This is a genomic window from Arthrobacter sp. Soil_N43 (assembly GCF_057655195.1).
In genome coordinates this window covers 1-25,276 of sequence record NZ_JBDGML010000065.1, presented here as the reverse complement: position 1 = coordinate 25,276, position 25,276 = coordinate 1, and the positions used below count along the sequence as shown (strand labels likewise).

21 protein-coding genes and 1 tRNA gene are annotated in these 25,276 nt (G+C 65.0%); 4 read left to right on the top strand and 18 right to left on the bottom strand.

Translation table 11 applies throughout. From position 1 onward, the window contains the following. Window positions 1-32: 32 nt before the first annotated feature. The 13 genes from AC3A3W_RS06055 to AC3A3W_RS05995 all read right to left on the bottom strand — a co-directional run bounded on the left by AC3A3W_RS06055 (window position 33) and on the right by AC3A3W_RS05995 (window position 18,080). Window positions 33-1,145 (bottom strand): branched-chain amino acid aminotransferase, encoded by a 1,113-nt coding sequence (locus AC3A3W_RS06055; protein WP_487441134.1) that lies wholly within the window; start codon window positions 1,143-1,145, stop codon window positions 33-35. A 101-nt stretch (window positions 1,146-1,246) separates the two neighbouring features. After that, window positions 1,247-2,299, bottom strand: coding sequence for a 3-isopropylmalate dehydrogenase (locus AC3A3W_RS06050; RefSeq protein ID WP_487441132.1), 1,053 nt, complete (start codon window positions 2,297-2,299; stop codon window positions 1,247-1,249). Window positions 2,300-2,374: 75 nt separating this feature from the next. Beyond that, entirely contained in the window at window positions 2,375-3,166 is a 792-nt protein-coding gene (locus AC3A3W_RS06045) for a class F sortase (protein ID WP_487441131.1), read from the bottom strand. A 75-nt stretch (window positions 3,167-3,241) separates the two neighbouring features. Then, the gene (locus AC3A3W_RS06040) at window positions 3,242-3,919 is read right to left on the bottom strand and encodes a hypothetical protein (RefSeq protein WP_487441130.1); all 678 of its coding nucleotides are present in this window, start codon (window positions 3,917-3,919) and stop codon (window positions 3,242-3,244) included. A gap of 362 nt (window positions 3,920-4,281) precedes the next feature. Next, entirely contained in the window at window positions 4,282-5,841 is a 1,560-nt protein-coding gene (metG, locus tag AC3A3W_RS06035) for a methionine--tRNA ligase (protein WP_487441129.1), read from the bottom strand. Between the two features lie 35 nt (window positions 5,842-5,876). After that, complete coding sequence (locus AC3A3W_RS06030) at window positions 5,877-6,632, bottom strand: ABC transporter ATP-binding protein (protein WP_487441128.1); 756 nt, start codon at window positions 6,630-6,632, stop codon at window positions 5,877-5,879. Further along, window positions 6,629-9,424 carry an ABC transporter permease gene (locus tag AC3A3W_RS06025; RefSeq protein WP_487441126.1) on the bottom strand — a complete coding sequence of 932 codons (2,796 nt, stop codon included), beginning with the start codon at window positions 9,422-9,424 and terminating at the stop codon, window positions 6,629-6,631. The genes AC3A3W_RS06030 and AC3A3W_RS06025 overlap by 4 nt, the downstream gene beginning before the upstream one ends. A gap of 202 nt (window positions 9,425-9,626) precedes the next feature. After that, window positions 9,627-11,216: a phosphoglycerate dehydrogenase gene (gene serA, locus AC3A3W_RS06020; protein ID WP_487441124.1), complete on the bottom strand. Its 1,590-nt coding sequence runs from the start codon at window positions 11,214-11,216 to the stop codon at window positions 9,627-9,629. Between the two features lie 126 nt (window positions 11,217-11,342). After that, window positions 11,343-12,368, bottom strand: coding sequence for a ketol-acid reductoisomerase (ilvC, locus tag AC3A3W_RS06015; RefSeq protein ID WP_487441122.1), 1,026 nt, complete (start codon window positions 12,366-12,368; stop codon window positions 11,343-11,345). Between the two features lie 82 nt (window positions 12,369-12,450). Beyond that, window positions 12,451-12,963, bottom strand: a complete 513-nt coding sequence (gene ilvN, locus AC3A3W_RS06010; RefSeq protein WP_055796055.1) for an acetolactate synthase small subunit — start codon at window positions 12,961-12,963, stop codon at window positions 12,451-12,453. Between the two features lie 2 nt (window positions 12,964-12,965). Next, complete coding sequence (locus AC3A3W_RS06005; protein WP_487441119.1) at window positions 12,966-14,873, bottom strand: acetolactate synthase large subunit; 1,908 nt, start codon at window positions 14,871-14,873, stop codon at window positions 12,966-12,968. A 418-nt stretch (window positions 14,874-15,291) separates the two neighbouring features. Next, the gene (ilvD, locus tag AC3A3W_RS06000) at window positions 15,292-17,013 is read right to left on the bottom strand and encodes a dihydroxy-acid dehydratase (protein WP_487441117.1); all 1,722 of its coding nucleotides are present in this window, start codon (window positions 17,011-17,013) and stop codon (window positions 15,292-15,294) included. A 146-nt stretch (window positions 17,014-17,159) separates the two neighbouring features. After that, window positions 17,160-18,080: a LysR family transcriptional regulator gene (locus AC3A3W_RS05995; RefSeq protein WP_487441115.1), complete on the bottom strand. Its 921-nt coding sequence runs from the start codon at window positions 18,078-18,080 to the stop codon at window positions 17,160-17,162. A 154-nt stretch (window positions 18,081-18,234) separates the two neighbouring features. Between AC3A3W_RS05995 and AC3A3W_RS05990 the strand changes: the two genes are divergently transcribed. From AC3A3W_RS05990 to AC3A3W_RS05975, 4 genes are all read left to right on the top strand, one after another. Further along, entirely contained in the window at window positions 18,235-19,164 is a 930-nt protein-coding gene (locus AC3A3W_RS05990) for a sunset domain-containing protein (RefSeq protein WP_487441113.1), read from the top strand. 58 nt (window positions 19,165-19,222) lie between these two features. Further along, entirely contained in the window at window positions 19,223-20,440 is a 1,218-nt protein-coding gene (locus AC3A3W_RS05985; protein WP_487441111.1) for a PQQ-dependent sugar dehydrogenase, read from the top strand. A gap of 116 nt (window positions 20,441-20,556) precedes the next feature. Further along, a tRNA-Lys gene (locus AC3A3W_RS05980) sits at window positions 20,557-20,629 on the top strand. Window positions 20,630-20,732: 103 nt separating this feature from the next. After that, window positions 20,733-21,323, top strand: a complete 591-nt coding sequence (locus AC3A3W_RS05975; RefSeq protein ID WP_487441109.1) for a dihydrofolate reductase family protein — start codon at window positions 20,733-20,735, stop codon at window positions 21,321-21,323. A 54-nt stretch (window positions 21,324-21,377) separates the two neighbouring features. Here the strand turns inward: AC3A3W_RS05975 and AC3A3W_RS05970 are convergent, their stop codons facing one another. The 5 genes from AC3A3W_RS05970 to AC3A3W_RS05950 all read right to left on the bottom strand — a co-directional run. Then, window positions 21,378-21,944, bottom strand: a complete 567-nt coding sequence (locus AC3A3W_RS05970; RefSeq protein WP_487441108.1) for a dihydrofolate reductase family protein — start codon at window positions 21,942-21,944, stop codon at window positions 21,378-21,380. Window positions 21,945-22,317: 373 nt separating this feature from the next. After that, window positions 22,318-23,355, bottom strand: a complete 1,038-nt coding sequence (locus AC3A3W_RS05965) for a hypothetical protein (protein WP_487441106.1) — start codon at window positions 23,353-23,355, stop codon at window positions 22,318-22,320. A 205-nt stretch (window positions 23,356-23,560) separates the two neighbouring features. Further along, window positions 23,561-24,211: a GntR family transcriptional regulator gene (locus tag AC3A3W_RS05960; protein WP_487441105.1), complete on the bottom strand. Its 651-nt coding sequence runs from the start codon at window positions 24,209-24,211 to the stop codon at window positions 23,561-23,563. Window positions 24,212-24,406: 195 nt separating this feature from the next. After that, window positions 24,407-25,099: a GntR family transcriptional regulator gene (locus AC3A3W_RS05955; protein ID WP_487441104.1), complete on the bottom strand. Its 693-nt coding sequence runs from the start codon at window positions 25,097-25,099 to the stop codon at window positions 24,407-24,409. 39 nt (window positions 25,100-25,138) lie between these two features. Further along, window positions 25,139-25,276, bottom strand: a 138-nt coding sequence (locus tag AC3A3W_RS05950; protein WP_487441166.1) for an aldehyde dehydrogenase family protein, incomplete at its 5' end; no start/stop codon positions are given.

Genomic DNA, 25,276 nt, shown 5'->3' with positions numbered 1-25,276 from the left:
CCGGCCATCCGCCGTCGTACGTGGAAAAAGCCTCAGGCGAGCCTGGTGAGCCAGCCGTGCGTGTCCGCAACCGTTCCGGTCTGGATACCCAGAAGGCGCTCGCGGATGGCCATGGTGGTCTCGCCCGCTTTGGCATCCTCGGAACCGATGAATTCAGTCTCGTCCTTGAGCACGCCGATGGGTGTGATGACTGCTGCCGTCCCGCAGGCGAAGACCTCGGCGATCTCACCGGAAGCCACGCCGTCCCGCCATTCATCCAGCGTGATCTTGCGCTCGCTCACATCCCGGCCCATGTCCTTGGCCACCTGAATGACGGACATCCGCGTGACGCCTTCCAGGATGGTGCCCGTCAGTGCCGGGGTGACGAGCGAACCGTCCTTCATCACGAAGAAAACGTTCATGCCGCCGAGTTCCTCAACCGCATTGTCATTCAACTGGTCCAGGAACAGCACCTGCTTGCAGCCGTTCGCCTCTGCCTCCTGCTGCGCGATCAGCGATGCCGCGTAGTTGCCGCCGCACTTGGCCGCACCGGTGCCGCCGCGGCCCGCCCGGGCGTACTGGCGGGAAATCCAGATGGAGACCGGCTTGAGCTCGCCGCCGAAGTAGTTTCCGGCCGGCGAGGCGATGACCCTGAAAGACACCTCACGGGCGGCACGGACCCCCAGGAACGCCTCGGTGGCAATCATGAACGGACGAAGATAGAGCGCTTCGCCGTCGCCCGAGGGGACCCATTCCTTGTCCGCCGCCACGAGTTCGCGGATGGCGCCGAGGAAGTACTCTGCGGGAAGCTCCGGCAGGGCAAGGCGGCGGGCGGACTGGTTCAGGCGCGCGGCGTTGGCCTCGGGGCGGAAGGTCCAGATGGTGCCGTCGGCATGCCGGTAGGCCTTCAACCCCTCGAAGATCTCCTGGCCGTAGTGGAGCACGGCGGCCGACGGGTCCAGGGCGATGGGTCCGTAGGCTTCAATCCGGGCATCGTGCCAGCCGCCGTTTCCTTGTTCGTCGACCTTGTAGTCAACGATCGCAGTGTGGTCGGTGAAGTAGTTGCCAAATCCCGGGTTCGCCAGGATGGCTGCACGCTCTTCAGCAGACTTCGGGGTCGCCGAGGGATGCTGGGTGAATTCGACGCCATGGGCAGTCTGAGTCATGGTTCCTCCACGGTCGGCTGCCTGGCATGTGAACGTGGTTCAGCATCGGACCACGGCAGCATATTGGTAATCCAGGTCAAGCTTACGCCTGCTGGACTGGCCTAAACGGCCGCCGCGATGGCGTCCCCGATGGCGCTGGTGCTGCGCACTTCACCGTTGCGGCCTTCGACGTCGGCCACCACCGCCGCCTCGATCCGTTGTGCCGCGGCGGCATAGCCGAGATGCTCCAGCAGGAGCGCCGCCGACAGGATGGCAGCCGTCGGATCCGCCTTCTGCTGCCCGGCGATGTCCGGCGCAGACCCGTGGACGGGCTCGAACATGGACGGCGCCGTACGGTCCATGTTGATGTTGCCGGAGGCGGCGAGGCCGATGCCGCCGGTGACGGCCGCCGCAAGGTCCGTGATGATGTCGCCGAAGAGGTTGTCCGTGACAATCACATCGAAGCGTGCGGGGTCCGTAACCATGAAAATGGTGGCGGCATCGATGTGCAGGTAGTCGTGGCTGACTTCGGGAAATTCCTTGGCCACGGCCTCAACCGTGCGCTTCCACAGATGACCTGCGTACACCAGGACGTTGTGCTTGTGGACCAGCGTCAGCTTCTTGCGCGGTCGCTCGTTGGCGCGCCGGAAGGCGTCGCGAACCACACGCTCCACGCCGTGGGCGGTGTTCAGTGAAACTTCGGTGGCCACTTCATGGCGCGTTCCGCCCCGCAGCGTGCCGCCGTTGCCCACATAGGGACCCTCTGTGCCTTCACGGACCACGATGAAATCGATGTTCCCCGGGTTGGACAACGGGCTGCCCACACTGCCGTACAGCTTCGAGGGCCGCAGGTTCACGAAGTGGTCCAGGCTGAAGCGCAGCTTGAGCAGCATCTCGCGCTCAATGATGCCGGAGGGGATCCGGGTGTCTCCGGGGGCCGCGCCCACGGCGCCGAACAGGATGGCGTCCCTGGTCCGCAGGTCCTCCAGAACCGCGTCCGGAAGCGTCTCCCCCGTCTCGAGCCAGTGCTGCGCACCCAGCTTGTAGTGGGTCTGTTCGAGGGTGACGCCCTCGGCGGCGACCACCTTCCCGAGGACCTTGAGGGCTTCGGCGGTGACCTCCGGGCCAATGCCGTCGCCGGGAATGACAGCGAGATTGATCGTTGATGCGCTCATGTTTTTCAGAGTAGCCAAGCGATCCACATTCTGGTCAAACCGTCTCATTATTCAGACGCCCCGGACCGGGTGGGGTCATTTGGCTGGCACCGGCGAGGCCACGACGGCCACATTCTTGCCCCAGAGGTCCTGGGTGTAGCAACTGACCAGCACGAGGCGGTTCGGAACAACGGACCAGATGGGGCTGTCCTTCAAGGTGGACTTCGTATAGGTCGTGACGGAGTCAACCCGGTAGGAAAGTTTTGCCTTGGCAGTAACGACGGTAAAGACGTCCCCGGGGACTGCCGCCGAACTGAGGTGGTTGAAGGGCGCGTCCTGGCCCTCCCAACTATGCCCGATGACGTAGGTGGTGTTCACGGAGCCAACCCCGGGCTGGCCGTACGGTGTGAGCCAGTATCCGTCCATGGTCTCCGGTGGCACGATGGACCGGCTGTCGACATCGCCGCCACCCGGCTTCAGCGGGTGCACTACGACGTCCATGCCGGCAGCAGGATAGATGATCCGCTCCGGCGGTGCGGCGGTAATGGCCAGCGGCTTCGGGGCCGCAGAGGGCTTCGGGGCTGCAGGTTTTGCGGGAGCGCCTGCCTTGCCTGCAGCGGGAGCCGTCGCTGTGGCGGCGGGAGTCGGGCCCGTCCCTGCTTGCAGGCCCTCTGGAAACTGGGTCACCGGCCCGCCAGGTGAATACCGGACAACGGGCGCGTCCACGGCGGAGGCATTTGACAGGCCGGTACCGGCGGCGCCATAGATGAGCCAGGCAGTCAGAATCCCCAGACAGCAGAATGACAACACAAGCAGGTCCACGTAGCTGAGCAGCAGCCTTCGGCTGCCCCCACGCTCCGCCTCCCTGTTATGTCGATGGCTGCCCATGGCTCCTCCTTTTGGCGGGAATCGGATAGAAGGGTGCCACGTCCCAGCCACGTGGCACCCTCAAGCCGCTACCGTTTAGCTGCCAAGCTTCCTGGCCCGGGCACCACCCCGCGCCAGAACTACGGCGGACAGGCCCGTAAAGAGGGCTGTCAGGGCGGCCAGCCAAGCAGGAATCCCACTCTCGGTTCCACCTCCGGCAGCCGTCTGCACGTTGTAGCCCGCGTTGGTCGCAGGAGCTGCAACAGGCACCGCCGCAACCGGCGCCGCAGCTGCAGGAGCAGCCGCTGCCGGCTTCGCCACTGGCTTTGCCGCAGGCTTGACCACCGGCTTGACCACGGGCTTGACCACTGGAGCCTCCGGTACAACAACCGCCGGTGGTGCTACCACCGGGGGTGCCACAACCGGGGGTGCCACAACCGGAGGCTGCTCCTCGGCCGGCGGTTCCTCGGCGGGCGGTTCCTCGGCGGGTGGCTCCTCGTACGGCGGTTCCTCGTTGTCTGGGCATTCATAGCCGACGCCGTTGCCGTTGCCCCCACCGTTACCGCCGCTGTTCCCGTTCCCGTTCCCGCCGTCGCCGCCGTTGCCGTTCTCATGACCTTCCTCATTGACGTCGATCTCAATGACGGGGTTCTTCTCTGAGCCGGTCTGGTGGCAGACTTCGACCTGCCCGTTGCCCGGCGTGGCGATTGCCGGGAGTGTGGTGCCTAAGAGTCCGAGACCCACAAGCCCCACCGCCGCGATAGTTCGTCTCATTTCGTGTCCCTCCATACCGCTGGATCAAACTGACCGGACCGTTCGCGGCATTTCCCTCTCACAACGAACCACTGTCTGAAGGTCAAACGGTGGACTAGAAGTTGGTGGATACTCCCAAAGGCGTCGTCAGTCTGCTTGCAATCTCAGGGTAGGATGCGGTTCTGCAGCAGTCCCGAGTAGTCACTACGCCTTATTCGGGGGCCTTCTACTTGGTGGTGCCGGCTCTGGCGCCCGTTTGTACCTGCCACCACTTGGATAGGGGCGGCGCGGGTATGGGTACAACGAAAAGAACCCCCGTGCCCTGGTCATAACGGGGGCACGGGGGTCTCCCGGCAGCGGCCGCCGCCGGGAGGGAATCAGGCTCAGGCTTCGGCAGGTTCCTCGTACTTCGGGAAGACCGGAACCGGTGCGGGGAGGCTGGTCCCGGGCACGATCGGCACGGGGATCGCAGTGAACTGCCGGGCGTCGCCTTCCGGCTGGCCCAGAGCGCCGAGCAGCGTGGCCATGGCGCCCGGCATGACCGGCTGCGCCAGGATGGCCACGACGCGCAGCACCTCGAGCGTCACGTAGAGTACCGTCTGCATGCGTTCGACGTCGGTCTTCCGCAACACCCACGGGGCCTGCTCGGCGAAGTATGCATTGGTGTCGCCCAAGACGCCCCAGATGGCTTCGAGGGCGCGGCTGAATTCCTGCTTGTCGAAGGCGGCACGCGCCTGGCCAAGCAGGGCGTTTGCCTGGGCAAGGATGGCCTGGTCCTCGGCGGTGAACGCGCCGGGCACCGGTACCAGCCCCTCGCAGTTCTTCGCCACCATGGACAGGGACCGCTGCGCGAGGTTGCCGAAGTTGTTCGCCAGGTCGGAGTTCATCCTGCCCACGATCGCCTCGTGGTTGTAGCTGCCGTCGGCACCGAAGGGAACTTCGCGCAGGAAGAAGAACCGGACCTGGTCAAGGCCGTACTGGGCTACGAAGTCCTCGGGGGCCACCACGTTGCCCAGGGACTTGGACATCTTGACGCCGTTGTTGTTGAGGAAGCCGTGGATCATGATGCGCTTCGGCAGCTCCAGGCCGGCGCTCATCAGGAAGGCAGGCCAGTAGATGGCATGGAAGCGCGAGATGTCCTTGCCGATGATGTGGACGTCCGCGGGCCAGTACTTCCTGAAAGACTCCGATTCAACGTCCGGGTAGCCGGCCCCGGTCAGGTAGTTCGTGAGGGCGTCGACCCACACGTACATGACGTGCTTGTCGTTGCCTGGCACGGGAACGCCCCAGTCGAAGGTGGTGCGGCTGATGGACAGGTCCTCCAAACCGCGCTTCACAAAGCTGATGACCTCGTTGAAGCGGTATTGCGGGGCTCCGAATTCCGGCTGCGCCTCGTAGAGCGCCAGCAGCTTGTCCTGGTAGTTGGAGAGGCGGAAGAAGTAGCTTTCCTCGGCCGTCCAGGTCACCGGGGTGTCGGTCTCCTTGGTGTACCGCGCGCCGTCCTCCTTGACCACGGTGTCGTCTTCACCGTAGTAGGCCTCGTCACGGACGGAGTACCAGCCCTCGTACTTGGACAGGTAGATGTCCCCGTTGGCTTCCATCTTCTTCCAGATGGCCTGTGAGGCGGCATAGTGGTCGGCATCCGTCGTGCGGATGAACCGGTCATAGGAGATGCCCAGGGCCGCGTGCGCCGCCTTGTAGATTTCCGCGTTCCGGTCCACGAGCTCCTTGGGCGCGAGGCCTTCCTTCTCCGCCGCCTGGGCGATCTTCAGCCCGTGCTCGTCAGTGCCGGTCAGGAACATCACGTCGTAGCCGTCGAGCCGCTTGAAGCGGGCCATTGCATCGGTGGCAATGTATTCGTAGGCATGGCCGATGTGCGGCACACCGTTGGGGTACGTGATGGCCGTCGTGATGTAGAACGGGCTCTTGTCTGGGGAAGTCACGGGCGGAAGGTTACCTTTGGTGCGGAGGGATGGATCTAGATCAGTTCGGTCAGCGTATCGCTGAGCCGGACCAGTTCGTGATCATGTGAAGCAACGAGGACGGCAATGCCGTCGGAGGTCGTGTCCTTCAGGATGCTGATGATGCGGTTGGCCGAGGCCCGGTCCAGGCTCGCCGTGGGCTCATCGACCACGAGCACGCGCGTTCCCAGAATGAGGGCGCGGGCAATGGCGACGCGCTGGCGCTCACCGCCGGACAGCTGGGCGGGGCGGTGCCGCATCCTGCGCCCCAGGCCCACCAGGTCGAGCAGGTCCTTGGCCATGTCGCGGCGCTGGTCCACTTCGCCGTCGGGAACAGCCGGCAGCAGGACGTTCTCGAGGGCGCTCATGCCGTCAATCAGCGCTCCGCCCTGGTCGACGTAGCCGATGAGGGCGCGGCGGCGGTCGGCGATCTCGTCGTCGCCCATGCTTTCGAGCGACTCGCCCTCCCACAGCACCCGGCCCGACGTCGGCAGCGTGAGGCCCGCCCCCACCGTCAGGATGCTGGTCTTGCCGGAGCCGCTGCGGCCGGCGACGCAGTGCATCTCACCGGCGTGCAGCGTCAGGTCGAATCCCTCCACTACGCTGACGGCGTCGGCTCCGCCTTTGCCGCCGCCGTAGCGGATGGTGATGTTGTTCAGCTCGAGCGGTGTACCGTGATCGGCGGCCTTGACGAGGGTGTTGGCGCGCGTCTGGAGCGGGCCTTCGCCGTCGTCGTTCCCGCGCGCCCGGCGAAGGTTAAGGTCGTTGGTCATTGGACTACTTTCGTTGCAATCGGAATCCAGCAGAGTACGGCCACGAGCCCGGCCACGGCGGCCCAGAGCGCGGCATAGGGAGCGAGGAGCAGTCCGACGCCGAGGGCGCCCAGGACGCCGAGCGGCACTGCCACGGCGCCCACCAGGACGTTCTCGAAGAACCGGACCTGTCCAAGCATGTCGGGGTTCCAGCCCATCGCCTCAAGCGTGCCGAGGTACTGGCGTTTGGCCTGCAGCTCGAAACGGCCGGTGACGAGGGTCAGAAGCAGTCCGACCGCAACGCCGGCGAGGCCCAGGATGATGCTCGGCAGGGCAACGCTGGCAGCGGCCATTCCGCTCAGTGCGCTGGCGCCCGCGGCGCGCGGGATGTCGATCAGCAGGGCGATCAGGCCGCCGACTGCCGCGCCGAACACGCCGACCGCCACCGCGAGCGAGATGGCATTGAAGCGGTTGGTGGTCAGCTGCCGGTTGGCAAACGTCAGGGGTGAGTCAACAGCGATGAGCCGCTCGTCGTGCTGCGGTTCCTGGTCGATCTCCTCGCGGTGCCGCAGCTGCTGCGCGGCGAAGAACGCCGCTGCGGCGTACAGCACCAGCACGGATGCCGAAACAATCACCGTGGCGAGGTTCCAGCTCAGCAGGCTCAGGATGATGCCGGCCAAGGCCAGCAGCCCGGCGCCCACGGCGAATTCCTCCAGGACCCACGAGCGGATCCTCCGCTGGGTCCAGCCCATGGCGCGTAGCGTGCCGGCCTCGCGGCGCCGCTGGCGGACATAGCTCACGGTGGATGCCCCTGTCAGCAGCGCCGCGCCGCAGAGAGTCAGGAAGAGCAGCGTGATGTTGGTGGCCGTCAGCGACCCGCTCACGGCGTCGGCCGCGTCCTGCCTGACCCATGACTGCTGGACAGTGCCCAGCGCCGATTCCTTGCCGGCGCCGTCCTTTGAGTAGCCGGGGACGAAGATGTTGGCGTCCTCGCGGGCGGACCCTGCCACGATGGTGGCTTCCAGGCCCATGTCGCGGATCTCGTTGGCCAGCTTCTCAACGTCCGGCTGGACCTGCTTCCAGCTTCCGGGTGCGGCGGCGCGCACACGCACTGCGTCAATGACCGAGGCGTTCTTCTCGTAGCCGCGGGCGGCCGCGAGGCCGTAGTAGTCCGTGATGGCGCCGGCCGACTGGCTGGCCAGTCCCGTGGCACTCAGCGAAGGCTTCAGAGTTGTGTCCTGGACGTCCTTGCCCTGGGCATCCTTGGTGAGGGTCAGCGGGGCGGGGTCGTAGCCTCCCAGCGGCAGCCTGTTGACGTCGCCGGCCGCTTCCTGGACGGCGGCGGGGTCGAACGTTCCGTAGACCATGGCAAGCGGAGAGGCAAGCTTCTCCCCCGTGTCAAGGTTTTCCCGGTAGGAGCGCTCATCGACCGGATTCCGCTGGGTCTGGTCTACAGGCTCGCCGGCGGCCGTCTTTTCCGGGAGGCGGTTGACGGTTACCCACTCGCCTGGCGTGGCGGTCTTGTCCACGGCGCCGTTGGCCGCGGTGGAGCCGTCTGCGTACTTGGGCGCGGAGGCGAAGTTGGTGCTCCACGTGGCGGGGGTGTAGAGGCCGCGTCCGAAGCTTGCCGGGTTGCCCAGCAGCTTGGAGTGGTCCGTGGACCCGGGCCAGGAGAGGGCGAAGGGCGACTTTGAAACGAACGGCAGGTAGTCCTTGCCGAGGGAGCGGTCAACGGTTCCGACGTCCTTGACCACATTTCCGGCGTCGTCGATTTCCTCGATCTTCACGGAGTACTTCAGGTCAAGGGATGTGCCCGAGCGGACGATCAGCGGAATCGCCTGGGAATCCTCGGTCAGTTGGCCGCTGATCTTTGCCTGCTGGTACTGGGTCATCAGCGGGGCCCAGTACTTGAGCTTGACGCCGAGGAAGTCCGGCCCCTCCTCCAGTTCCTTCATGCTGATGCCGCTGGTGAAGAGGCTCTCAAAGTGCTGGCCAACTGCAGCGGCGTTGCGGGCGTCGGCGGGCGGCGCCTTCTCCAGGGGGGCCAGGAAGTCTCCTGCGGATCCGAGCAGCGCGCGCTCGGCAACGGGGTCGACAGCGACCACGGACTCTGTGACTTCCGGCGCCATGGGCAGCGCAACCGTAAGGTTGAAAAGGTTGTGCTCCGAGCCGCCGGCGGGTGCCGGGAACTTGATGCCCGTCTCCCCCGCGGGTCCCGCGATCCGGACGCTCGTGCCGCCGTCGGTCTGTTCTTCAACGAGGCGGCCCTTGCCGAGGGTTCCCTCGGCCGAGGACTTGAAGAGCGTCTGCTCGGATGAGCCGTCCGAACTCGTGGCGCTGGCCGTCAGGCGGTACTTCTTGGGGGTCTCGTCCAGCACCGACTCTGCCGCAGGCCATTTGCCGGGATCGGTTGCGCTCGGGTCTCCGGCCGTGGCCGTGCCGACAAGTCCGGAGTTGAAGCCAAGGTAGTCCATCGCCTCAAGCCTCGGTGCCTCGAGGTTCTGGGTAACGCGGGAGACCAGGCTGATCGGCGCCGCAACGGAGGCACCCTGAAGGTCCCGGATGCCCTGCAACTGGTCGAAGCTGATGCCGCCCTGGCCGGTGGCGATCTCCGGCTGCATCAATGCACCGCCGGAACCGGCCTTGGCCTGGACCAGGATGTCGTAGAGCCCCCGCGAGTTTTCGTCCACGGTCCGGTTCAGCGCTGCCTGCGACTGGGTTTGAACCAGGACGGACAGACACATTGCGGCGATCAAAATGGCAGCGGTCAGCAGCAGCACTTTGCTTCTGATGAACCTCTGGACGGCATTCATTGGGCTCCCTGAAAAACCTGGATGGCGTGCGCACGCCTCATCACCGCTGGAGGTGAAGGTTTGTCCCTTGCGGGCGTACAAAAAGTATTGGCCGGCCTGCCGGCAAGATCCTTAATTCGGACCTAGCCATTGTACGCAGACCGGCCAATCATACTCGGCAGGGTGAACTGCGCGGCGTGGAGTTCACCCTGTGTTCATCTTCCTAGTCTTCGAGGTCCACTTCACGCACCATCTCGGCACCGATGCCGGCCTTGATCGCGTCCAGCACCTGCTGCGGGACGGAGCTGTCGATGGTCAGCAGCGCCAGGACCTGGCCGCCTTCTGCGTTCCGGGCCACCTGCATGCCGCCGATGTTGATGTTGTTCATGCCCAGGATGTGGCCGATGGTGCCGATGACACCGGGCCGGTCCGCATAGGAGACCACCACGAGGTGTTCGCTGATGGGGATTTCGACGTCGTAGCCGTTGACGCCGACGAGCTTCTGCACCTGCTTGGGGCCGGTCAGGGTTCCGGCAACGGAGATCTGGCTGCCGTCGCTCAGGGCGCCGCGGAGGGTCAGGACGTTGCGGTAGTCCTCGGCATCCGGGGTGGTGATGAGGCGGGCGTTGATGCCGCGCTGTTCGGCGATGACGGGGGCGTTGACGTAGGACACCTGTTCGGTGACGACGTCGGCGAAAATGCCCTTCAGCGCCGCGAGTTCCAGGACCTTGACGTCCAGGGAGGCGATCTCACCGGCAACCTCGACGTCGATCTGGGTCAGCGAGTCGTGCGTCAGCGCCGTGAAGATGCGGCCCAGCTTCTCGATCAGCGGGATGCCCGGGCGGACGTCGGGGGCGATGACGCCGCCGGCGACGTTCACGGCATCCGGAACGAGCTCGCCGGCGAGTGCCAGGCGGACGGACTTCGCCACGGAGACACCGGCTTTTTCCTGGGCTTCGTCGGTTGAGGCGCCCAGGTGCGGGGTCACCACTACGTTGTCCAGCTTGAAGAACGGCAGGTCGGTGCTGGGCTCCTGGACGAAGACGTCCACTGCCGCGCCGGCGATCTGACCGTCCTGCAGTGCCGTGTAGAGGGCTTCCTCGTCCACGAGCCCGCCGCGGGCGACGTTGATGACGTATGCGGTGGACTTCATCTTGGTGAAGGCATCCGCGCCGAGCATGCCGACCGTCTCAGGAGTCTTGGGCATGTGGATCGTAATGAAGTCCGACTGCGCGAGGAGCTCGTCCAGGGTCACCAGCTTCACGCCGAGCTGGGCGGCACGGGCGGAGGTGATGTAGGGGTCGTAGGCGAGGATTTCCGTATCAAAGCCCTGGAGACGGGCCGCGACCAGGGCGCCGATGCGGCCCAGGCCGATGATGCCGATCTTCTTCTCGAAGAGCTCGATGCCGGTGTACTTGGAGCGCTTCCATTCGCCGTCCTTCAGGGCGGCACTGGCCTGTGGAATGTGGCGGGCAAGGCTCAGGATATGGCCGACCGTGAGCTCGGCGGCCGAGACGATGTTGGACGTCGGGGCATTGACCACCATGACGCCGGCCTGCGTGGCGGCCTTGATGTCGACGTTGTCGAGGCCGACGCCGGCACGGGCGATGACCTTCAGGTTCTTGGCGGCGGCAATGGCCTCAGCGTCCACCTTGGTGGCGGAACGGACCAGAATGGCGTCAACGTCCTCGATGGCAGAGAGCAACTGGGAACGATCGGCGCCGTCGGTCTGGCGGATCTCAAAGTCCGGGCCAAGGGCCTCGATGGTGGCGGGCGAAAGTTCTTCGGCGAGCAGTACTACGGGTTTTGACACGGCTGATCCTCTGCATAGCAGTCCTGGGGATAAATCAAGTCTAGGCTGACGGAAAGGCCGGGCTCACATTGTTAAGTGTGAACCCGGCCTCACTGTTGCGCTCTGTATGGCGCCAGGCGTGCAGCCTTAGCGGGCTGCGGAGCCTTCTACGTAGTCCTGGTCCTGCTGCTGCCAGGAGAACAGGGAACGCAGCTCGCGGCCGACACCCTCGATCGGGTGCTGCTCTGCCTTGGCGCGCAGTTCCTTGAACTCGACGGCGCCGTTGTCCTGGTCTTCGATGAAGCGCTTGGCAAACGCGCCGCTCTGGATGTCGGCGAGGACAGCCTTCATGTTTTCCTTCACCTCGGGGGTGATGACGCGCGGGCCGGAGACGTAGTCGCCGTACTCTGCGGTGTCGGAAACGCTCCAGCGCTGCTTGGCGATGCCGCCCTCCCACATGAGGTCAACGATGAGCTTGAGCTCGTGAAGCACCTCGAAGTAGGCGATCTGCGGCTGGTAACCGGCCTCGGTCAGGGTCTCGAAACCGTACTGGACCAGCTGGGACACGCCGCCGCACAGGACGGACTGCTCGCCGAAGAGGTCCGTTTCGGTCTCTTCGGTGAAGGTGGTCTTGATGACACCGGCGCGGGTGCCGCCGATGGCCTTGGCGTAGGACTTGGCCAGTTCCCACGCGGAACCGGAAGCGTCCTGCTCCACGGCGATGATGTCCGGGATGCCGCGGCCGGCCTCGAATTCGCGGCGGACCGTGTGGCCCGGAGCCTTCGGGGCGATCAGGATGACGTCAACGCCCTCCGGAGCCTGGATGTAGCCGAAGCGGATGTTGAAACCGTGGGCGAAGGCGAGGGCCTTGCCGGGGGTCAGCTTGTCCTTGATGGAGTCGTTGTAGATCGCGCGCTGGTGCTGGTCCGGTGCCAGGATCATGATGACGTCGGCCCATTCGGCGGCGTCCGCAACGTTCTTGACCTTGAAGCCGGCTTCCTCCGCCTTGGCGATTGACTTCGAACCCTCCTTGAGGGCGATCACAACGTCGACGCCGGAATCGCGCAGGTTCAGCGCGTGGGCGTGACCCTGGGAGCCGTAGCCGACAATGGCCACCTTGCGACCCTGGATGATCGACAGGTCTGCGTCGTCGTCGTAGAACATTTCAGTCACTTGCTTAACTCCTCGTGAGTGGATTTGTTGTAGATAGGTGTGGTGGTGCGGTTACAGGCGAAGCGTGCCGCTTGGGCAGTGCCTAAGCGGAGCGCAGCGCCCGGTCACTCATGGAGCGGGATCCCCGTCCAACGGCCAGGGTGCCGGACTGCACAATTTCGCGGATACCGAAAGGCTCCAGCACCGACAGCAGTGCCGTGAGCTTTTCGGGGTGGCCGGTAGCTTCAATGACCACGGAGTCTGTGGAGACGTCAACCACTGAAGCGCGGAACAGGTCTGCGGCCTGGGTCACCTGCAGACGAGTTGCGGCATCCGCACGTACCTTGACCAGGATGTGGTCGCGCTGTACGGAAGATTCGGAAGTCAGTTCAACAATCTTAATCACGTTGACCAGTTTGTTGAGCTGCTTGGTGACCTGTTCAATCAGGTCACCGTCTGCATCGACGACGACGGTCATCCGGGACATGCCCGGAACTTCCGTGGGGCCGACGGCCAGTGAATTGATGTTGAAGGCGCGGCGGGCGAAAAGGCTGGCCACGCGGGTCAGCACACCGGGCTTGTCTTCGACCAGAACGGACAGTGTGTGGCGGCTCATGATCAGTCCTCCTCTTCCCATTCCGGGGTCATGTTGCGGGCAACCTGGATCTGGTCGTTGCTGACCCCGGCGGGCACCATCGGCCACACCATGGAGTCGGGGCTGACCACGAAGTCGATGACCACGGGCCGGTCATTGATTTCCAGGGCCTTCTGGATGGTGGCGTCGATGTCCTCGTCACGGTCGCACCGGAAAGACGCGCATCCGTAGGCTTCACCGAGTTTGACGAAGTCCGGGATCCGGATGGTCTCGTGGCCGGTGTTCAGGTCCGTGTTGGAGTAGCGGCCCTCGTAGAAGAGTGTCTGCCACTGCCGCACCATGCCCAGCGAGGAGTTGTTAATGACAGCAACCTTGATGGGGATCTTGTTGATGGCGCACGTGGCCAGTTCCTGGTTGGTCATCTGGAAGCAGCCGTCGCCGTCGATGGCCCAGACCACGCGGTCCGGCTCCCCCACTTTGGCGCCCATGGCGGCGGGAACCGCATAGCCCATGGTGCCGGCGCCGCCGGAGTTCAGCCAGGCGTGCGGGCGCTCGTACTTGATGAACTGCGCCGCCCACATCTGGTGCTGGCCGACGCCCGCGACGTAGATGCCCTCGGGCCCGGTCAGCGCACCGATGCGCTCAATGACGCGCTGGGGTGCGCTGAGGCCGTCCTCGGGCTCGGTCCATCCCAGCGGATAGGTTTCCTTGAGGTTGTTCAGGAAGGCCCACCAGCTGGCCAGGTCCGGGGTGCCGGATGTGCCGAACTGTGTCCGGACAGCTTCGGTCAGCTCAGGAATGATTTCCTTCACCGAGCCGACGATCGGGACATCGGCGGTGCGGTTCTTGGAAATCTCGGCAGGGTCGATGTCCGCGTGGATCACCTTGGCGTTCGGCGCAAAAGTCTTCAGCACGCCGGTGACCCGGTCGTCGAAGCGTGCGCCCAGGGTGATCAGGAGGTCCGACTGCTGCAGGGCAGTCACGGCCGAGACCGTGCCGTGCATGCCCGGCATGCCGACGTGCTGGGGGTGCGAATCCGGGAAGACGCCGCGGGCCATCAGCGTGGTGACCACGGGGGCGCCGGTCAGTTCCGCGAGTTCACGCAGTTCAGCGGCAGCGTGGGCCTTGACGACACCACCGCCAACGTACAGTACGGGCTTGCTGGCTGCCGCGATCAGCTTGGCGGCTTCACGCACCTGCTTGTTGTGGCCGCGGACCACCGGACGGTAACCCGGCAGGTCGATTTTCGGCGGCCAGGAGAAGGTCATCTGGCCCTGCTGGGCGTCTTTGGCGACATCGACGAGGACCGGCCCCGGACGCCCTGTCGAGGCGAGGTGGAAGGCCTCGGCCATGACATGGGGAATGTCGTTGGGGTCCGTCACCAGGAACGAGTGCTTGGTGATGGGCATGGTGATGCCCACAATGTCGGCTTCCTGGAACGCGTCGGTGCCGATTACTCCGCTGGAGACCTGGCCGGTGATGGCCACGAGCGGAACGGAATCCATGTGCGCATCCATGATGGCGGTGACGAGGTTGGTGGCACCGGGGCCTGAGGTGGCGATGCAGACGCCCACCCGCCCGGTGACCATGGCGTAGCCTTGCGCGGCGTGGCCGGCTCCCTGTTCGTGACGGACCAGAACGTGGTTCATTTTGGAGGCCATCAAGGGGTCGTAGGTGGGCAGGATCGCGCCACCGGGCAAACCGAAAATGTCGTCGACGCCGAGTTCTTCGAGCGAACGGACAATTGCTTCTGAGCCGGTCATCACAGTCGGGGGTACGACGTTGTTCGGCCCAAGGACAGGAGAGGCGGCTGCAGCAGTGTCGGCGCCGACGGCGGTTTCAGCCGTCCGGTCGGCGCGTTCCGGAGCCTTGGGGGCTCCAGCGGACTTAGTAGCCATCAGCGAGGGGCTGATCGGCGATCCTTTGCTCATCGGACTCTTCCTTAGTGGATCTTGGATTGGGTGGTGCTGCATGAAAGCTCAAACAGCTGCCACGCTGGAAAATAAAAAAACCCCTCAGCCTGGCGGCTCTTCGAGGGGTTGCGCGTGACAGTTCGTTACCAGTCGGGCTATGGAGCCACGCGCTTGGTAAGGACGACGGATACACCCAGAGCGGTGCCGACGGTAACGAATGCGATCATGCGTTCAGTTTTCCCTCTGGCGGGATGCGTGTCAACGAAGCGAAACGCGATCTCACCATGTGGACATCATTGTCCACTTTTTGATCCTCTTCAACGGTGGGACCGGACCGTAGCCTCACCACGTAGGCGGCAGGGCTTAATGAGGGTGATGCCGAGGGGCCCCTTGCGTGAGGCGCTCAGCGCCTCACGCAAGGGGAAGGCATCGCCCGCTACCCGCAGTATGCGCCGGTGGAGGCGCTGTGCACCAGCTTGGCGTACTTGGCCAGGACGCCCTTGGTGAACTTGGCCGGGAGCGGCTCCCAGCCTTCCTTGCGCGACTCAAGCTCGGCGTCGTCCACCAGCAGGTCGAAGCTGCGGGCAGCGATGTCCACGCGGATCCGGTCACCGTCCTTGACGAAGGCGATGGGGCCGCCGTCGACGGCTTCGGGAGCGACGTGGCCGATGCACAGGCCCGTGGTGCCGCCGGAGAAGCGCCCGTCGGTCAGGAGGAGGACATCCTTGCCCAGTCCCGCGCCCTTGATGGCGCCGGTGATCGCGAGCATCTCGCGCATGCCCGGGCCGCCCTTCGGACCCTCGTAGCGGATCACCACGACGTCACCGGCTTTGATTTCACCGTTGTCCAGGGCATCGAGGGCGCCCTGTTCGCGCTCGAACACGCGCGCCGTCCCTTCGAAGACGTCGGCGTCGAAGCCGGCGCTCTTGACGACGGCGCCTTCCGGCGCCATGGAACCGTGCAGGATGGTGATGCCGCCGGTCTTGTGGATCGGGTTGTCCAGCGCGCGGAGGATCTTGCCGTCCAGGTCCGGCGGGTTGATGGAGGCGAGGTTCTCGGCAAGGGTCTTGCCTGTCACGGTGAGGCAGTCGCCGTGCAGCAGTCCGGCGTCGAGCAGTGCCTTCATGATGACCGGCACGCCGCCGATCTTGTCGACGTCGGTCATCACGTAACGGCCGAAGGGCTTGAGGTCGCCCAGGTGCGGGATCTTGTCCCCGATGCGGTTGAAGTCATCGAGTGTCAGCTCGACCTCGGCCTCGCGGGCGATGGCGAGCAGGTGCAGGACGGCATTGGTGGAGCCGCCGAATGCCATGGTCACCGCGATGGCGTTCTCGAACGCCTTCTTGGTCATGATGTCGCGGGCAGTGATGCCCAGGCGCAGCAGGTTCACCACGGCTTCGCCGGACTTGCGGGCAAACTCGTCGCGGCGGCGGTCTGCCGAGGGCGGGGCAGCCGAGCCGGGCAGGGACATGCCCAGGGCCTCGCCGATGCAGGCCATGGTGTTGGCCGTGTACATTCCGCCGCAGGCGCCTTCGCCCGGGCAGATAGCCTTTTCGATGCGGTCCAGGTCCTCGCGGCTCATCTTTCCCGCGGCACAGGCACCGACGGCCTCGAAGGCGTCGATCAGGGTGACTTCCTTTTCGGAGCCGTCCTCCAGCTTGACCCAGCCCGGCATGATGGACCCGGCGTACAGGAACACGCTGGCCAGGTCCAGGCGTGCCGCGGCCATCAGCATGCCCGGCAGCGACTTGTCACAGCCGGCCAGCAGCACTGAACCGTCGATGCGTTCGGCCTGCATCACGGTTTCCACGGAGTCGGCGATGACCTCGCGGGAGACCAGCGAGAAATGCATGCCCTCGTGGCCCATGGAAATGCCGTCGGAAACGGAGATGGTGCCGAACTGCATCGGGAACCCGCCGCCTGCGTGGACGCCTTCCTTGGCGCCCTGGGCCAGCCGGTTCAGGGAAAGGTTGCAGGGAGTGATCTCGTTCCAGGAGCTCGCGACGCCGATCTGGGGCTTGGCGAAGTCATCATCGCCCATCCCCACTGCACGGAACATGCCGCGCGCAGGAGCTGCGTGAATGCCGTCAGTGACAACCCGGCTCCGGGGCTTAATGTCAGGCTTGTTGTCGGTTTCGATCAGGGTGTCCTCACTCATGGGTCAAAGTCTATGACTCCGATCGGGGGGCCAACGACACGAGCTAGGCCGTTCACCGCAATTCCGGGAATATTTCGCCCAGATGGTGGACTACCGTCTCAAATAATGGAATAGCGGCGGGCGTTCTTCCGCCGGCGTGGCCGGCGTCACGCGGGCGGCAGTTCATCCGCCAGTTGCTGCGCCTCCGCCTGGAGCATGTCCAGAACCAGCCGGATGGTGGTCCGCGCTGCCACGTCCGGCCGGGTGAGGGCAACGATGCTGCGGCGCGCCGTGACGCCGGTCAGGGGGCGGAGGACGAAGCCCCGTCCCTGGTTTCCCGACGACGTGTAGCGAGGGAGCAGGGACAGTCCGTGGCCTGCGCTGACGAGGGCCTCGAGCACCCGAAGGTCTGCAAACAGCTGGGCACGCAACGCGGTCGCGCCGGCCTGCGCCTCAATCTGGCGGAGCACGGTATCGAACGGGAATCCTTCGGGAACCCCCATCCACGGAAATCCCACAACGTCCTCGGCGGTCAGGCTGGCTTTCTCAGCCAGCACATGGCCGGCCGGGACAGCCACGTCCAGCGGTTCGTTCAGCAGCGGCACCACCACCAGACCGCGCCGCGCAAAGACCTCCGGGCCGTCCACGCTGTGAGCCAGGACGATGTCGTAATCCGCCGCAAGCCCGGCGAATCCGGCCACCCCGGGATCCTCCAGGTGGGCTTCAAACCGCAGTCCGCCGATTGCCGCCACCCGGTGCAGGAGGCCCGGAAGCAGCATCTCCGCGGCGCTGGGAAAGAAGGCAGCCTTGACCTGCGTCTGCCAGCCCTTGCGGTAGGTGTCCACCGTCGCTTCGGCCCGTGCCATGGCCAGCGCCACTTCAGCCGCCGCGCGCGCCATGGCGGAGCCTGCCTCGGTCAGCCGGACGCCCCTGCCGGACTTCGCGATCAGCGCCACTCCGAGTTCGTCCTGAAGCGTCTTGAGCTGCTGGGAAACCGCCGACGGCGTTACTCCAAGAGCCTCGGCCGTGGCACCCACCGAGCCGCGGTCCCCCAGTTCCCGCAGTATCCGGAGCCGCTTGAAGTCCATGAAGCGAGGCTACGTCACCGCAGGTGGACCGGTGAATTCCACCGGGCGGTGCCGTCCGGACCGGGGCCGGCATTGACAAACCTAGACAGCCATGTTGACAGCGACGTACCGTCAAGCAACGGCAACCTCGCGTTTTCGACAGAAGGGCTTTGCTATGGAGTGGATTATCTGGGTCATCGTTATCGTGTTGATCATTGCCGCCGTCTGGTGGCTGCTGAACCGCAATTCGGGCAGCGCCGCCGGAGCCAGCGACGCAAACGGGACCGGCCAGGTAAATACCACTCCGCTCCAGGGATCCAGTGCCCCGGCTGCAGGCGTATGGCCCGCCGCTGCCGGGCCTGCCGCTGCCGAGTCCGCCCCGGCAGCGGCACCGACACCCCAACAGGCACCCGTCCGGCCGGAATCCCCCGGACCGGGCCAGGCGAACCCCGAGGACGTGGAACCGGACATCGAATCCTGGGACGCCGCCACCCCGCGGCCGGCCGCCGGGACCCACGCTCCCTCCGGCGGCGACGTCGATGACTGGGAGGACGATGAGGACAAGGCCGAGTGGGACACGCAATGGTCGGAATCCAGCGCCCGGACCGGAACAGCGCCGGCAGCGCACCCGCCGGCTGCGGAGGCTGCAGCGGCCACTCAGGCCGCGCCCGCTCATCACCCTGAGTACACCGAGCCGCACGCCCCGACCCTGCCCGGAGCCGAATCGGCGGCTGCGGAGGATGTGGATGCGGAGGCCGAGACCCGGCAGAGGATGGAGTCATCAGCTGCCACCGAGTCCGACGCCAGCCACGTTGCCGAGCCTGCCGGACACCTGGAAGCCGCGGCCGCGGCGACGGTACCAGTCAGCGAGGAGCTCGCAGGGGTGGCGGATGCTGCAGGGCAGCCCTACGGTGAGGGGTCAGCGGCCTCCGCAGCGGACGGCAGCGGGCCCGAGGGCTACACGGTGAAGGCCGATACCGGATCGATGACCTACTACGACGAGGACAGTTCAGGCTATGAGGAGGCGCGCGCGGACACGTGGTTCCTCTCCCCCGCGCACGCCGAGGCTGCAGGGTTCCGGGCTCCCCGCAGGACCAGACGCTGACAGCGCGGTTCACGACGGACCACTGATAGACACCAGGCAACCCGGGGCGGGCAGGACCATGATGACCAACAGGACGCGCAGTACCACTGCCGGAGCCGAGCAGACCGGCTCCGGCAGGTCAATGCCCGCCGGAGTGGGCGCGGCGGCGGTGGCTATGGTGCTCGTGCTCGCGGGCTGCACCGGAGCAGACGCCGGGCCCGCGGGAGGGAACGGCCCGTCGCCTGCCGTGACACCGGGGACGGGGACCGCGAGCGCTGCCGGAACTCCGGGGACGGCGTCGGCGAGTCCCGGAACAGGCGCTGCAACCACGCCCGGGGTGCCCCGGGTCCGCACCACGATAGAGGGCCTGCAGCTGCCCTGGTCCACGGTGTTCCTGCCGGACGGGACGGCGGTGATATCCGAGCGTGATTCCGGACTCCTGAAATCCGTGCGGAACGGCCAGATCAGCACCATCGGCGAAGTGCCCGACGTCGTTCCCGGCGGTGAAGGCGGGCTCATGGGCCTGGCCCTGTCCCCCAGCTACGGCTCCGACAGGTTCCTGTATGTCTACTTCACTGCGGCCGAGGACAACCGGATCGCCCGGCTGCGCCTCGAGGACACCGGAACAGGCGGCGGTCTGCAGCTCGGCGAGCCGCAGGTCATTTTCTCCGGCATCTCCAAAGCGTCCACGCACAACGGCGGCAGGATCCGCTTTGGCCCCGACGGCTACCTCTATGTGGGGACCGGCGATTCGCAGCGCCGCGAACAGCCGCAGGACCGGAACGCCCTGGGCGGGAAGATCCTTCGGCTCACCAGGGACGGGAAGCCGGCGCCCGGAAATCCGTTCCCCAACAGTCCCGTCTACAGCCTGGGCCACCGGAACGTCCAAGGCCTCGCCTGGGACAGCGAGGGCCGGCTCTGGGCCAGCGAGTTCGGCCCGGAGGTCAACGACGAACTCAACCTGATCCAGCCAGGCGGAAACTACGGCTGGCCCGAAGTTACCGGCGCGCCCGGCCGCCAGGGGTTCATCGACGCCAAAGTCGTCTGGCCCTCCACGGCCGAGTCGTCCCCCAGCGGCCTGGAGATCGTCGGCAACACGGCGTACCTGGGCGCCCTCCGCGGCCAGCGGATCTGGACCGTTCCGCTGGAGGGCGAAAATGCCGGAAGTCCTGTGGCCTATTTCACACGCCAATATGGCCGTATCCGGAACGTTTCGTTGGCCCCGAACGGGGAACTGTGGGCGCTGACCAACAACAGAAACCCTGATTCTGTGCTGATTTTGAGCCTGTCCGGCTAGCCGCACAATGCCGCCCGGGGCCCGATTTCACACCGGCCAAAAGTTCGTGTAGAGTTTCATGTCGTTGCGGAGGTCAACGAGGGAAACAAAGCCCGCGGTTGAACGAAACAGCAGATGCACCTCTAGCTCAATTGGCAGAGCAATTGACTCTTAATCAATGGGTTCCGGGTTCAAGTCCCGGGGGGTGCACAGATGAGAAACCCCGTCTTCAAGGCCACCGCCTTGAAGGCGGGGTTTCGTTTTGCCCAATTGCCACAGGACCCGGACCGCACAGTGGTGGCATGATGGGCGCATGAGCCGAGTCACGTGCGATCTGACCATCTCCCTCGACGGCTTCCTCGCCGGGCCGAACCAAACTTTGGCGGACCCCCTGGGTGAGGGCGGCGAGCTCCTGCACAGGTGGATGTTCGAAGACGCCGAGTCCAACGCAGCCGAGCTCGACGGCATCCTCGCGGCCGGCGCCTACATCATGGGACGGAACATGTTTGCGGGTCCCGGGACGTGGGATGAGGAATGGCGCGGATGGTGGGGTGAGGAGCCGCCCTATCACGCGCCCGTGTTCGTTCTGACCCATCATCCACGCGAGCCGCTGGAGATGCAGGGCGGGACCACGTTCAACTTTGTGAACGACGGGATCGAATCGGCGCTGGCCCAGGCGCGGAAGGCCGCCGGCAGCAAGGACGTGGCCATTGCCGGAGGAGCGCAGACCGTCCAGCAATACCTTTCGGCGGGGCTGATCGACGAGCTCCGGCTCCACACCGCGCCCATCCTCCTGGGAGCGGGCGAGCGGCTGCTGGACGGCGTCGGGGACGTCAAACTGGAGCAGACGGAAGTCCGCGGTACCCGCTTCGTCACCCACGTGCGCTATCGGGTCATCCGCTGAACAGCCGAGGCTCGATAGCCTTGCAGCCTCAGCCGGTACTGGCTGCTGGGCCCCTCAGGCGACGTCGTTCGCGTAGTAGAGTAAAACCACGCCGTTGCCGAATGTCCGCGCCTCCTCGAGCCTGAGGTCCATCCGGACATCAGGGGCCGCGAACAGCGGCTTGCCCTGCCCCAGGACCACGGGATGCACGAGAATCCGGAATTCGTCGATCAGGCCGTGCCGCATGAAGGTGGAGGCCAAATTGGCGCCGCTCAGGGCAATGTCGCCGCCGGGCCGCGCCTTCAGTTCCGCGATTTGTTCCGGCACGACGTCGTGAATCACCGTGGTATTCCAGTTTGCCTGCGTGAGGGTCCGTGAAAAGACGAACTTGGGCATCTCGCGCCAGATCCCGGCGAACTCAACCATTTCCGCCGAGAGGTCCGGATCTTGGTCGGCAGTCGGCCAGTACTTTGCCATCAGATCATGGGTGACGCGCCCGAACATGAAGGCTCCCATCGTCCGGAACTGCTCGTTCAAGTGGCGGAGGAGTTCGTCATCCACGAGGTGCCAGCTGATGTCCCGGTCGGCCGTCTCGAAGAATCCGTCCAAGGAGACCGACATCATGAGGATGATCTTGCGCATTCGAGTACCTCCGGTGGCGGAGAAAGGCGGCGTGGCCGTCGTCGTACCTTTCAGTGAAGCACTCCCGGATCCGGCGGAGTAGGGCGTTGCCGCTGACGGTTTAACCTGTGCGTTCTCCTTCAGGCAAATAGAGCCTTCGCCCGTTGAGGGTTCGATGGTGCGAGGATGGGACCCCGACACTACACTCTGGCTCACCGACGTCGCGCGCGAATCGGATGGCCACCGACAGACGTGGCACCGCGCCTCGCCGGGCGACCCGTGGACCCAGGTGCCGTAGTGTAGGCGTCCCGGCCCTGGCCGAGCTCACGGTGTGGGGCGTGGCTACCCGTTGCCTGCACCATGCATAATGCGCGCTTTTCCGTTTGACGCGAACTCAGATCCAGCCGTCTGAAACGCCGGGGATAGTGCCGTCCCGGTGCACCGCGACCATCTGGGCCGCGCTCATCCCCCTCAGGTACCCCTCGGCTGCCTGCGCGGCCGTAATCCCCGCGTCGGCAAGCAACATCAGGCCGTGCTCGTCCGGCAAGGTTGACAGCCCTACCGCCCGCGAGGCCCCGGCCAAGACCTCCGCCCCGAACAGGATCAGGCGCCGCTCGAAGTCGAGACCGCGCCTCTCGCCGTGGGCGGCACGCGAGAGGCCGCTGGCAAGCCTCATGGTGCGGGCATCCCGTGGGATCTGCGCGGCGAAGTCGCCGCCGAACCGTACCGCGAGCCGGTAGAGGCCCGTCTTGACCTCGTTCGGGGTCCCCAGCCCAATCCCGAACCGCTCGATCCAGCCGCCGATGTCCTCGGCCCGGACCGGCTGATCCGAGCCCGACTTCAGGCTGGCCAGCAGCCCACTGAGGGTACCTTCGTCGTCCTCGGCGTCGAGGAACCGCGAGATGCCGATCTGGAGGATGTCTCGAAGATCGATCCTGCGCTCCTGCACGGCGGCCCAGACCGTCTTGTTCCTCCGAAGCTTGCCGAGCAGGTCCTCCCCCAGCTTCTCCCCGAAGCCCTCCGGGTCCTCATAGAAGGACAGGGGGGAGTGCTGGAAGCGGTCGAGCACTTCCGAAGGCATCGCCGACCAGCGGAGCGCGGCCTCCGCGGCGTCGTGGTTGTCCTCGACGAGGTCGTCGAGCCCTTGCTTTTCGAGGAACGCGACGGCCTCGTCCGCCGTCGTAACGCCCGCGTCGAGCAGGGCCACCGCAGTCTCCGGGGACACCACGCAGAGGACCTCGCAAAAGTTGTATGGAGTGGCCGTGAACTCGAACTCGGCCTTGCGCCCCCCGCGGCTTGTCCGCTTGGCGAGGGCGTCCAGCAGGCTGTTGCTGCTCGGGAGGTCGCGCGCATACGTCTCCACGACGCGGCGGTGCACATCGTAAGACGGAGCGTCCGGGAACCTCGTCCCAGGCACGGGATCGCTGCTCATACGTCCGAGACTAGACCTTTTCCCGCGTCGTCAGAGGTCCTCGGGACGGGAAGACACTGTCGTACGTGCACTCCAGAAATGAAGTATCGATCATCTATTCCCATTGGCTCCCGGCGCGCCCCTCATTCTTGGACACGCCCACACCACCGAACGCCGGTCCTCAGGGTTCTCGTTATGTTGATCTCCGGGCGTGCTACATCCCTGGTTAGGGTTCGGCCCGGAGCGCGTTTTGGAATTGATTGACCAGCTCTTGGCGGAAGCCCTCGATGTCACCCTCTAAAGCAAGTGACGCCAATTTCTCGTGCTCAACAGCGATGTCGTGGAGGTCGTTGTAAGTACGGTGGTCGACCGCGAGGTAGAGACGCAGCTTGTTTTCCCAACCGTTCCAAAGGCTTTGCAGGGCGGCGTTCCCCGAAAATTCGTAGAAGAGCCTGTGGAAGCGCAGGTGGGCGTCAATGCTGGCCGGGATGTCGTTGGTGTCTGTGGCTCGGTAGAGTTCCTCGATGGTTTGCTTCAAGCGAAGGCGCTCAGGACCGCGGAGCGTTTCTGCAGAGAGCTCAGCAGCGTAAGGCTCGACAAGTATGCGGATGGATGCGATCTCGGCGACGTCGCGAGCACTCACCTCCACAACGAACGATCCCCGGAAGGGGATCTTTACGACTAGTCCTTCCTCTTCAAGCTTGGTCAGCGCCTCTCGTAGTGGGGATCGGCTTATCCCGAGATCAGTAGCAATGTGGGTCTCACGCAGCTGTTCGCCGGGAGGCACAGTTCCGTCCAGGATGGCAGTACGGAGCACGCGGTAGACACCATCGGGCGTCGTGGTCCGCTGTTCTTGCCACTTGAACTTGCGGTCCATCGCCGCCTCCTTTGTCGATTGTCGATTATACAGGTCGCCCGTTCCGGCCTAGGCGGCCCCACGGTACTGCCGGATCAGGGTTTGTGATGGTCGACAACTACGGTGGTCGTTGCAGAACTCAAGAAGGTTCGAGTCCTGCAACGGACTCCAACGGCCCGCCCTCCTGGCGTTTGGAGCTGCTGCCAAGAGAAGTGTTCAGGCATAGAGGGGCTTGTCCCGCTGAGTTGCGGTGAGGTCCTCAACGGCTTTTTGCATGTGCCGCTTGATGGCCTTGAGGGGTCCATCCCTGTCGCCTGCCTCCAATAGGTCCAGGATGTTGCGGTGTTCCTCTACCAGGAGGTCCACCCTTGGGTAGGAGACTTCCAGGTTGAGGATACACATTCTTGATTCAGCCGCCAGCGTCTTGTAGATCCGGATAAGACGAGAATTTCCGATGCCGGCAACGAGGCATGAATGGAACTGCATATCAAGCCCTGCAATGGTCTGCCAGTCGGAAGCGGCCACGTGCTTCGCCATTTCCCCCACAACTTCCTTCAGCAGTTCGCAGGTGTCTTGGATCTGCTTCGGGCTGCCCTCCAACAGCCTGCTGGCGGCGGCGGATTCGAGGGACTCACGAAGCTCGTAGATCTCTCTCAGGTCATGCCTTTCAACTTCCAAGACGAACACTCCATAGTTGCGCCGGCTGATGAGGATCCCTTCCTGGCACAAGCGTTGTAGGGCTTCCCGGAGAGGACCTCTGGACGTGTTAAGCTGGCGCGCCAAGAGGGATTCGTTGATCTGTTGCCCGGGCCGGATGGACCCGCGGACGATTTGTTCGCGCAGCTGATCGGCGATCAGTTGCGCGGTGGGTCTTCCTTCCAGGACAAATTGTCTTTCCGTTGCGGCCATCGATATACCCTCAATCAGCGATCGCATACTACATATTCGTTAGACAGCCAGCGCCGCGTATTTGATCTCAAGAAACTCTTCGATGCCAATCTTGCCGCCTTCGCGTCCCAGCCCGGACTGCTTGACGCCGCCAAAGGGTGCCGCCGGGTTGGAAACCAAGCCGGTGTTCAGTCCGAC

Bases quoted from the DNA above. Each gene is read 5' to 3' on its own strand.
- AC3A3W_RS06055 (WP_487441134.1), bottom strand. From the start codon at position 1,145: ATGACTCAGACTGCCCATGGCGTCGAATTCACCCAGCATCCCTCGGCG.
- AC3A3W_RS06050 (WP_487441132.1), bottom strand. From the start codon at position 2,299: ATGAGCGCATCAACGATCAATCTCGCTGTCATTCCCGGCGACGGCATT.
- AC3A3W_RS06045 (WP_487441131.1), bottom strand. From the start codon at position 3,166: ATGGGCAGCCATCGACATAACAGGGAGGCGGAGCGTGGGGGCAGCCGA.
- AC3A3W_RS06040 (WP_487441130.1), bottom strand. From the start codon at position 3,919: ATGAGACGAACTATCGCGGCGGTGGGGCTTGTGGGTCTCGGACTCTTA.
- AC3A3W_RS06030 (WP_487441128.1), bottom strand. From the start codon at position 6,632: ATGACCAACGACCTTAACCTTCGCCGGGCGCGCGGGAACGACGACGGC.
- AC3A3W_RS06025 (WP_487441126.1), bottom strand. From the start codon at position 9,424: ATGAATGCCGTCCAGAGGTTCATCAGAAGCAAAGTGCTGCTGCTGACC.
- ilvN (WP_055796055.1), bottom strand. From the start codon at position 12,963: ATGAGCCGCCACACACTGTCCGTTCTGGTCGAAGACAAGCCCGGTGTG.
- AC3A3W_RS06005 (WP_487441119.1), bottom strand. From the start codon at position 14,873: ATGAGCAAAGGATCGCCGATCAGCCCCTCGCTGATGGCTACTAAGTCC.
- ilvD (WP_487441117.1), bottom strand. From the start codon at position 17,013: ATGAGTGAGGACACCCTGATCGAAACCGACAACAAGCCTGACATTAAG.
- AC3A3W_RS05995 (WP_487441115.1), bottom strand. From the start codon at position 18,080: ATGGACTTCAAGCGGCTCCGGATACTGCGGGAACTGGGGGACCGCGGC.
- AC3A3W_RS05990 (WP_487441113.1), top strand. From the start codon at position 18,235: ATGGAGTGGATTATCTGGGTCATCGTTATCGTGTTGATCATTGCCGCC.
- AC3A3W_RS05985 (WP_487441111.1), top strand. From the start codon at position 19,223: ATGATGACCAACAGGACGCGCAGTACCACTGCCGGAGCCGAGCAGACC.
- AC3A3W_RS05975 (WP_487441109.1), top strand. From the start codon at position 20,733: ATGAGCCGAGTCACGTGCGATCTGACCATCTCCCTCGACGGCTTCCTC.
- AC3A3W_RS05970 (WP_487441108.1), bottom strand. From the start codon at position 21,944: ATGCGCAAGATCATCCTCATGATGTCGGTCTCCTTGGACGGATTCTTC.
- AC3A3W_RS05965 (WP_487441106.1), bottom strand. From the start codon at position 23,355: ATGAGCAGCGATCCCGTGCCTGGGACGAGGTTCCCGGACGCTCCGTCT.
- AC3A3W_RS05960 (WP_487441105.1), bottom strand. From the start codon at position 24,211: ATGGACCGCAAGTTCAAGTGGCAAGAACAGCGGACCACGACGCCCGAT.
- AC3A3W_RS05955 (WP_487441104.1), bottom strand. From the start codon at position 25,099: ATGGCCGCAACGGAAAGACAATTTGTCCTGGAAGGAAGACCCACCGCG.